The sequence below is a fragment of the Candidatus Propionivibrio aalborgensis genome, from assembly GCF_900089945.1.
Taxonomy (GTDB): Bacteria; Pseudomonadota; Gammaproteobacteria; order Burkholderiales; family Rhodocyclaceae; genus Propionivibrio; species Propionivibrio aalborgensis.
The window spans coordinates 1-5,610 of the sequence record NZ_FLQY01000061.1; the positions used below are offsets into that span (position 1 = coordinate 1).

Here is a 5,610-nt window from a genome sequence, read left to right on the forward strand (position 1 = left end):
ATGCTCGCACATCTTGCCCACACCACCTGTTATTCAAAGTTGCACTTCGAGTTTGAACTCGCGGGTTCATACAGAGCTAGATACCATAAAAATGCGGAATCAATGTTTCACCCGACAAGCTCACGCCATGACATATCCTCAATATAGCGAAGCATGTGCTTCACATTTCTTAGACGCGCCATCCGGCCAAGAGCCCTGATCTTGAATGTCATATCAGCCACATCGATCAACCCCAATTCACCCGAAGGCATGCGCACGATATTACCGAGAGGCAGCGAACGAAAGCAAATGCCTTTCTGGTGCTGCACCTGGGAAAAGCCCCACAGTTATTGGCAAATAGCATCGACTTCGGGGGGCCATTCCGCTTCCGCTGCCAGAAAATCAACCGCTCGGCATTTTCGGTGCAAACCGATCAATGCGCTCCATTACCCCTACTCCTCACCTGTCCCATCCATGGAAACTCTCACTCAAACACCTACAATTACCCTTCCCTTTGTCGAAGATGCTTCACCAAGCGCTTGAACCCCTGCCTCCCAACGTTCCGTTTTAACGAGACCTTCATGTCGTATGTGGCGAATCGCAGCCTATGAGCCCAACGAAATCGCTCTCCGAGGCGAGCCATGTACATTTGCATGAATTGCTCCCGCCCCTGCTGGTGCAATTTGTTGCACGCCCGCACGAGGTCGGAGAGGCGACTGCCAATCGTCAAAGGTCGATTGAATGCGTGAATTCGCCCAGTATCAATCAGATAAAACGAAAGTTCGTTGTCTGCACCTTGGCGAATCAGAATGTTGCCCCCGGACAGGTCGCGAAAACGAATGCCTCGGCCATGAAGCACATGTAGAAAATCGGAAAGCTGACGGTACGCGTCTGCCTCGTTCACTCCGTGAAAAAATGTTTCTCCACGCGCGTACGCAGCAAACATTTCGCGCACAGCAAAATCCGCAGAAACATACTCGCACAGGTAGTAGTTCTGCGTCAGAGTGTCGTCCCCAGCTTTTTCAAAGTAGGCTACCGGCGGCGCGACACCGACATGACGTCGCAGCAGTTCGCTGCTTCCACTCCAGCTACGCAGCCCTTTTGATGGCTTGAAACCGTCAAGAAATTTCTTGTGCAGATGCATCTTCACCGGCTGTTTGACTACCAGCTTCGCGCCTTCCGCACGTGGGTCGGCTATGGTCCAGACGGCGTTGCGGGCGTGCCGGAGAATGGCGTCGCGCGGTGGCGCCCCAATTCGCTCCGGATGAATGTGTTGCAGAAGCAACCGGGCCTCGGCAGCATTGCGGGCGAGCAGCACACCCTGCCAGCCATTCTCGCGAAAGTAGAAATGCGTTTTGCCTGGGATGTGACGGTGAATGACCAAGCCCTTGAGCACGACCGCACCGCTCTTGATGCCAACCTGCCGGTCCGGCGCCCAGCTCAGATAGATCGGCGCCTCGCTGGCCAGCGTTGGCGCCTCGGACAAGGGTTCGCCGTCGCGCGAGCAGTAATCCGCTGCTTCCAGATCTGCATCCTGATAGATGTCCATCATGGCGGCCGCACGGCCGTTGATCGTCCACACGGCATGGATCAGCTGCGTCGCAGAACGGAAAGCATGCACCTCCAATCCCTCTCCCACATTCAATCGCCCTGCATAGCGACAGCCAGGTATCCGCTCGGCAAAGGCACGCAGTGCCTGCAGCGCCGGTCGCACGCGAAAATCAGCCAGCGCACCGGTTACCGAAGCGTAGTGGGTAATGCGTTCGAGTGCGGGATACTGCACTACGCCATCGTCGATCAGCCCCTCGCGATGACAGATCAGCGGCCCCCACCAAGCACGCTCCAGCGCCCCCGATGCGGCACACAGAACCAGATAACGGGCGAGATAGTCGGCCTGTTTTTCCTCGCTGTCGGGCAGCAGGCGCTCAATGCGCGGCAGAGTCCAGAAAGCGGCTGGCGAGATCAGCCGCGGCACGCCGAAATCGACACCGATCCGCTGCAGCAGCCGCGCCTTCTTGACCAGGTTGATGCGTGGCAACCAGGCCAAACGGAGGCCGAGGATCTTCTGGTCGAAGCGCTCGGGTTCGGTACTGCGCTCCGAGAACAGGTTGTCGGCATGCAGATCGGGCAACTGCCCCTGATCGCGCAGCAGCGCCAGCAGGCCGACGCTCCAGGGCGGCTCAAAGTCGGTAACGCTGGGTCCGGCCAGCGTCAGGCCACGCGCGCGGACCTCTTGCCAGGCGATGTCCCACATCGATAGGAAACCGGCCAGGGTATATCCGGCCCAGCGCCGGCGGTTGACGGTCGAACCGACTTCGATGATGTCGGCACGATCGCCATAGCGGTCCAGCGTGGCGACGACAAAGCGCTGCCACTCCTGGCGCACCTCGGTGGCTTCAGCCGACTCCAATTTCCGGGCCTGCTCAAACGGTTGCAGCAGATGCAGCGTCACCCGGAAGTCGGCGGCAAGCAAGCGCTCGAGCAGGCGGCCAGCCGGGCCTGCCGCGTCGCCGTAAGTGAAATCGAGTCGGACGTGACAGATACCGGTCTCGCGCAGGCGATCCATCACGTAGTCATCGGCCGCTGGGTCCAGAGAGGCAGCAACGCCAACACCGGCAAAACTCTCGGCAACCATATGTCCCGCCGGCGGTCGATGCCCGCCAGGGAACGAGAAGCCGCCGCGCAGAACATACGCCAATAGCGCCGTGGCAAAGCGTCGGGCAGGATTGGCTTGATTCGGCGATGAACTCAATTGCCCGCTCCGGCATCCGGCATCCGGCCGCTGACGATGGCGCCCAGATCCAGCCAGTCGACCTCATCGGCGATGCCCTGCATACGACGCATGTTGCGGGCCCGCAGGTATTTGCCAAGCGGCCAGTGATGAATGCGCAGGTCGGAAAAGTCGATCATTCCGAGCTCACCCTCGGGAGTACACACCACGTTCCCGAGATGCAATGAACGGAAGTAGATACCCTTATCGTGCAACCGGATCACAAACCGGGTAAAGACCGCTTTGAGTTCCCGCTTCCGCTCGGGCAACATGCCCGCGCGCAACATCTCACGCAAAGTCTTTCCTGCCAGCGGCTCGTAATGAACCGCATCGCGGGCAATTTCCTGGATGCGGCCGACAGCGATGATCCTCGGCACCGGGATACCCAGCTTCGCCAAGGTCTCGGCATTGTTGGCGAAGCGCTGGGCATAGGGGTAAAGGGCGGCGGAAGTAATCAACCGCTTGCGCCGGAATATCTTGAGAATGCTGCCATCGGCAAGGCGAAGAACCTTATCGCCATGCCGGTCCGCCTCCAGAACTTCTGCGCCTTCGCGCATGGCGAAGTAATCCTGCTGCTTTAGTTGCTTCAAGTCACTGCCAATCGAAAAACCGCTAGTTTACCGTTTTGCCGGCAAAGCGGGGAGCCGGGCAATTCCAGGCGACATGTTAAACTGCGGCCTCCGGACCACGGGTCCGCCAGTCGCACCGGAAGGCCTTCACCCATGCAGCAAGCCAACCCGCCGCTCAGTTCATCGCTGAAGATCTATCTCCGGCTGCTGGGTTATCTGCGCCCTTTCATCGGGTTGTTTGTCGTCAGCATCATCGGTTATCTGATCTTTGCCTCATCGCAACCAATGCTCGCGGCAGTACTGAAATACTTCGTCGATGGTCTGGCCGCATCGCCGGAAGCAACCCGCCATAGCCTACCGCTGATTGGCCGGGTTGAACTGATGTATGGCATCCCCATCCTGCTGGTGGTGATTATCGTCTGGCGCAGTGTTGGCTCATTTCTCGGCAACTATTACCTCGCCCGTGTCTCGCTGGGTCTGATCAACGATCTTCGCATCGCGCTCTTCAACAGCCTGCTACGGCTGCCCAATCGATATTTTGACCAGCAGAGTTCCGGCCACCTGATCTCCCGCATCACCTATAACGTCACCATGGTGACGGGCGCTGCGACCGATGCCATCAAGGTCGTCATTCGCGAGGGACTAACCGTCGCTTTCCTATTCGGTTACCTGCTCTGGATGAACTGGAAACTCACTGCGATCATGCTGGCCATCCTGCCCGTGATCGCCATCATGGTCAGTAGCGTCAGCAAGAAGTTCCGCAAGCAAAGCAAGAAAATACAGGCGTCGATGGGTGACCTGACCCATATCGCCTCGGAAACCATCCAGGGCTACCGCGTTGTGCGCAGCTTTGGCGGCGAGGACTATGAATCGCGCCGTTTCAAGGCGGCCAGCGAGGACAACACCGCCAAGCAGTTACGCATGGTCAAGACTGGCGCGACGTTTACACCTTCACTGCAACTGGTGACTTTCTCGGCCATGGCCGTGATCCTCTTTCTGGTATTGCTGCTGCGCGGCGACGCCTCCGCCGGCGATCTGGTTGCCTACATTTCAGCCGCAGGCATGTTGCCGAAGCCCATCCGCCAGCTCTCGGAAGTCAGCTCGACGATCCAGAAAGGTCTGGCCGGCGCCGAGAGCATCTTCGCACAACTCGATGAAGCCCCGGAAACGGATCTCGGCCGGGTAGCGCGCGACCAGGTCAGCGGCCGCATCGAAATCAGAAACCTCAACTTTCGTTATCCGGGCAGCGAGCAACAGGTGCTTTGCGACGTCAATCTGGTCGTCGAACCAGGGCAGATGGTTGCCGTCGTAGGCCGGTCAGGTAGCGGCAAGTCGACCCTGGTCAGCCTGATTCCTCGTTTCTATCATCACGAGGACGGCCAGATCCTGATCGACGGTATCGATGTCAAGGATTTCACGCTACGCAACCTGCGCCGCCACATCGCACTGGTAACGCAACAGGTTGTTCTTTTCAACGACACGATTGCCGCCAACATCGCCTACGGCGACCTCGCTCTGGCACCACGCGCGGAAATCGAACGTGCTGCCGAAGCGGCCTACGCCAACGAGTTTATCGATCGACTGCCACTGGGGTTCGACACGCTGGTCGGCGAGAACGGCGTCCTGCTCTCCGGCGGGCAGCGACAACGTCTGGCGATCGCCCGCGCCATCTTGAAAGACGCGCCTATTCTCATCCTCGACGAAGCCACATCGGCACTCGACTCTGAATCCGAGCGTCACATACAGAAAGCGCTGGATCACGTCACGGCCAACCGGACAACACTGGTCATCGCCCATCGTTTGTCAACCATCGAGAAGGCAGATGTAATCATGGTCATGGACCAGGGGCGTATCGTCGAACGCGGCACCCACGCCGAATTACTTGCGCTCAACGGTCACTATGCGAGCCTTCACGCCATGCAGTTCAGCGAAGGTGTTTCTCCTGGAAGCCTCGTCAATGCTGGCCCGGAGGCTTCGCCAGTAGCCCTTGAAGTTGATATCACGCGCGCGGATAAGTCCGGAGCACAACGATGAAAACAAGCATTGTCGAGGCCAATAATATTGCACCGTTCAACACCGCCTTGTGCAAGGCAAGCAATGGGAAGTTGCCTCCCTTGCGGGGACCCAAAAACATCCCGAAGGATCGACTGCCGTGAAGATTCTCGTTACCGGCGCCGCCGGGTTCATAGGGCTGCATGTCTCCCGTCGACTTCTGGAGCGCGGCGATGAAGTCGTCGGCATCGACAACCTGAACGACTACTATGATCCCAGGCTCAAGCACGCGCGCCTCGA

Annotated in this window: 4 protein-coding genes; 2 read left to right on the plus strand and 2 right to left on the minus strand. The window is 58.6% G+C overall.

The annotated features are described in order from the left end of the window. Nucleotides 1-481: 481 nt before the first annotated feature. Together PROAA_RS04280 and PROAA_RS04285 are read right to left on the minus strand one after the other, a co-directional pair. The gene (locus tag PROAA_RS04280) at nt 482-2,731 is read right to left on the minus strand and encodes a hypothetical protein (protein ID WP_186410149.1); all 2,250 of its coding nucleotides are present in this window, start codon (nt 2,729-2,731) and stop codon (nt 482-484) included. Further along, nucleotides 2,728-3,339 (minus strand): BUD32 family EKC/KEOPS complex subunit, encoded by a 612-nt coding sequence (locus tag PROAA_RS04285; protein ID WP_222102090.1) that lies wholly within the window; start codon nt 3,337-3,339, stop codon nt 2,728-2,730. Before PROAA_RS04285 ends, PROAA_RS04280 begins: the two co-directional genes overlap by 4 nt. A 132-nt stretch (nt 3,340-3,471) precedes the next feature. Between PROAA_RS04285 and msbA the strand changes: the two genes are divergently transcribed. Both msbA and PROAA_RS04295 read left to right on the plus strand, forming a co-directional pair. Next, on the plus strand, nt 3,472-5,352 hold the full coding sequence (gene msbA, locus PROAA_RS04290) for a lipid A export permease/ATP-binding protein MsbA (protein ID WP_186410150.1): 1,881 nt from the start codon (nt 3,472-3,474) through the stop codon (nt 5,350-5,352). A gap of 118 nt (nt 5,353-5,470) precedes the next feature. Next, nucleotides 5,471-5,610 (plus strand): NAD-dependent epimerase/dehydratase family protein (locus tag PROAA_RS04295; protein ID WP_186410151.1); only part of this gene is annotated, 140 nt, incomplete at its 3' end.